Source organism: Acinetobacter lwoffii (genome assembly GCF_022809915.1).
Lineage (GTDB): Bacteria > Pseudomonadota > Gammaproteobacteria > Pseudomonadales > Moraxellaceae > Acinetobacter > Acinetobacter lwoffii_M.
Genome location: NZ_JALGQY010000065.1, coordinates 1 through 3,202, shown reverse-complemented (window position 1 = coordinate 3,202; position 3,202 = coordinate 1). Strand labels below are relative to the sequence as shown.

At 37.8% G+C, this 3,202-nt stretch carries 4 protein-coding genes and 1 pseudogene; all 5 read right to left on the bottom strand.

Annotated elements, in window-relative coordinates; all coding sequences use genetic code 11:
* Window positions 1-81: 81 nt before the first annotated feature.
* The 5 genes and pseudogenes from MTX11_RS16280 to acmB all read right to left on the bottom strand — a co-directional run bounded on the left by MTX11_RS16280 (window position 82) and on the right by acmB (window position 3,097).
* The gene (locus MTX11_RS16280) at window positions 82-396 is read right to left on the bottom strand and encodes a BrnA antitoxin family protein (protein ID WP_061875360.1); all 315 of its coding nucleotides are present in this window, start codon (window positions 394-396) and stop codon (window positions 82-84) included.
* Window positions 359-670 carry a BrnT family toxin gene (locus MTX11_RS16275; protein ID WP_004728473.1) on the bottom strand — a complete coding sequence of 104 codons (312 nt, stop codon included), beginning with the start codon at window positions 668-670 and terminating at the stop codon, window positions 359-361. The genes MTX11_RS16280 and MTX11_RS16275 overlap by 38 nt, the downstream gene beginning before the upstream one ends.
* A 266-nt stretch (window positions 671-936) precedes the next feature.
* Window positions 937-1,494, bottom strand: a pseudogene (locus tag MTX11_RS16270) (transporter); the annotation flags it as partial.
* Between the two features lie 27 nt (window positions 1,495-1,521).
* On the bottom strand, window positions 1,522-1,803 hold the full coding sequence (locus tag MTX11_RS16265) for a hypothetical protein (protein WP_243475593.1): 282 nt from the start codon (window positions 1,801-1,803) through the stop codon (window positions 1,522-1,524).
* A 109-nt stretch (window positions 1,804-1,912) separates the two neighbouring features.
* Window positions 1,913-3,097 (bottom strand): methyl acetate hydrolase AcmB, encoded by a 1,185-nt coding sequence (acmB, locus tag MTX11_RS16260; RefSeq protein WP_227514016.1) that lies wholly within the window; start codon window positions 3,095-3,097, stop codon window positions 1,913-1,915.
* Window positions 3,098-3,202: the final 105 nt, after the last annotated feature.

Genomic DNA, 3,202 nt, shown 5'->3' with positions numbered 1-3,202 from the left:
TCAAATGTAGTTGCCATAATGCATCATTCCTGTTTTTAACAGTTTAAGGAAATGACACAGTTTTTTGAACACTACCCATTTTTACGAATGATTTTTCAATTCATTCAGCATGGCATCACGCAGAATTTTATTCATACGTGTCTGATAACCTTTACCTTGAGCCTTTAACCATTGCATAACGTCTGAATCAATACGAACAGTCGTCACTTGCTTAGTTGGTTTATAGAAAGGATTCTGGACAGCATTTTTCCAGAAGCTGTCATCAAGTTCAGGAATATCTGAAAAATCGATTTCACTGTCTGGACGTTTAGCTAACGCTTCCAGTCTTGCCTTTTGTTCTTCAGACAAAACAGGAGGATTATTCAAATCCATTTTGTAGGTAACGGTTTTGCTCATATTGTTTCCTCTCTTTTTTCTCTGCCTGTCGTGCCGAAATAATGCGGATATGATCAATCCCATTATGATCTTGTACAGTATGAGCCACTAATAAAACTGTCTGGCCGTGTACGAGACCTATCGCTTGCCAACGATATTCACCATTTTCAAAGCGATCCTGTTTGAAGACGGCATAGGCATCATAAAAAACCAAGGTTGCATCTTCGAAAGCTACACCATGTTTTTTGAGGTTTGTATCTGCTTTATGCTCATCCCATGAAAACTCAATTTCCATAGTTGCATCGCTTTTTGTTAATATAAAAATGTTAATACAAAATTGTAAATTTTGCAAAGTTCTTCCATTTTTTATTGGCAAAATCTTACAGAATCGAACATAAAAAAGCCGACTTGTTTCAAAATCGGCTTTTTGGGCATCTTTGGATTTTTCTTGTTTTGTTAAGTGATTGATATTTATATTAATATACAAGTGTATTGCGTATAAGCGCCATTATGTTAAATTGAGTGATTGATACTAGCTAAAATCTAGTATCAATTTTTATATTAAAATACTTTCATTAATCTGAGATTGATACGATTATCTTCCTTAAAACCATTTTCCACTTTTAGATCACGGCCATAATTTAAAATAACTTGTGTAGTAGGCGTTGGTGAAATTCCTGTACCTACCCAAAATTTAGTTTGCTTAGTTGAATCGGTCGTAATGCCATTTTGTTTAGTATCACCTGCATCGCTATACGATAATCCAGCACGCAAATCAGCCATATCGGTCAAGCGATATCGGGCGTTAGTTTGAAATTGAAATCCTAAATCCTGTTTTAAGCTTCCCCCTCCAGTAATATCATCATTTTTGCCATACAAGGTAAAATCGCCTGCTACGTCCCAGTTTAAACGCTCAGCCAGTTGGGTAGTATATGCACCTTGAAGCGTAAATTTGACCCGATTTTCGCCAATATTCAGGGAATCATTTTTTGAGTATTGACCTGTAGGCAAGTAAAGATAAGGAGTAATCCCAAACGTAGACTTGGTATCTTTATCATGATAAACAAAAAAGGTATTTGCCAGAATAATATCACCAAGACCACTATTACTTCCAAGTGCTGAAAGATCTTTTCCAGCATCTAAGCGTCAAAATGGGATCAAGATTTGAGGAGCAATATGCAGACCTGCAACGTCCATATAGTGAACATAACGTGCAATACCAATATCAGAGGTTAAATCGACATGATCAGAAGTCTTATTACTACCTGTATAGAGAGAATCTCTTGTTGCATGTTGATAATAAAGCATGGCTAGATTGGTGCCACTTGGCGCATAATCATAGTCACCCGCATCTAAATCAACGGCATATACATTTTGTAGATATAATAATCCTAGAAGGCTTACTGCCAACGAATGTTTTCTTTTCATAGCTGTTCCTTGTCTAACATCAGAATTACGATGCAATTGACTGAATAAATTTTTATATAGTGAAAGATATCCCTAAGCCAAATGATGTCTTAGGGAACAACCCTGATCCTTAATGTGTGAGTGTGTTGACTGCTTTTTCAAAAGCCAAAAAGCCGTTATAAGCAGTAGGATCAAAAAATGGGAGCGTTTGAGTTGCCCAATACCCACCAATATTATTTTTAATATCGATCCAATAATAAAGATTGGCCAAACCACACCAACCCACAGTGCCTGCAGGGCGATCTGAAGATGTTTTTTCCTCATTGATCATAAATCCAAGCGTCCAACCTTTTTTCGCTTCAGGATAAATATTTACATCATTCGATAAGGCAGGAATTGCACCAGGTAAATTTTTCATGGCAATATCGGCCAGACCATTATTAAGTGCTAGCTCAAGTGTGCTTTCTTGCAGTAGACGTTGCCCATTAACTTCACCACGGTTTAACCATAAACGGATGAATTTCAGATAATCATCGACTGTTGAATACAGCCCATGTCCACCCATATGTACTTCTGGATCTTGCGGTAAGATGAAATCAGTATCTGCAACTAAGTCACCATCTGCTTGACGATGGTGCATCGAGACACGACGTTGTTGCATCGAAGGAGTTAAGGCAAATGCTGTATCTTGCATACCCAATGGGTTGAAGAGTTGCTCTTGCATCAGTTGCCCTAAACGTTTCCCTCCGATAGCTTCAGTGACTAATCCTGCCCAATCGATATTAGAGCCATATTCCCATTGTGTTCCTGGTTCAAATAAAAAAGGAGTCTGTAAAGATGCTTTTGATGAAGTAATAATACTTGGATAACCATGCTCAGAGGTCAGTTTCTGATAGTCATGATTAGAAGAGTCATATCCCATTCCTGCTGTATGTAACAACAACATCCGTGTTGTAACATCCGTCTTAGGCTGTTGCAGAATTGGTTTACCTTGAGCATCAAAACCATGAAGTACTTGAAGATCACTAATTTCTGGGACATATTCTTTAGCAGGCGCATCCAGATCTAATAAACCTTTTTCATACTGTTGTAAGGCAATTGTGGTGGTGATCGCTTTGGTGGTTGAAAAAATTGCAAATACACTATCATCGGTCATCGCAGTGTGTGTAGAAATATCACGCTCACCAGCATGATTAAGATAGATCGTTTCTTCTTGATTGGTAACGCCTGCGACAACACCTGCTACAGGACGGTCTCCTTGTACAACCTGATCCAAGATAGGATTGAGGATTTGTTGTAATTGTTGTTTCATCATGAAACACTCCTTTCCATTTGAGCTATAAGAGGGCGTTCAAAATTCTGTGTCAGTAAATTTGACTAGATTTTAATTATATCATCTAATCGACCTTCAAAGTAAATG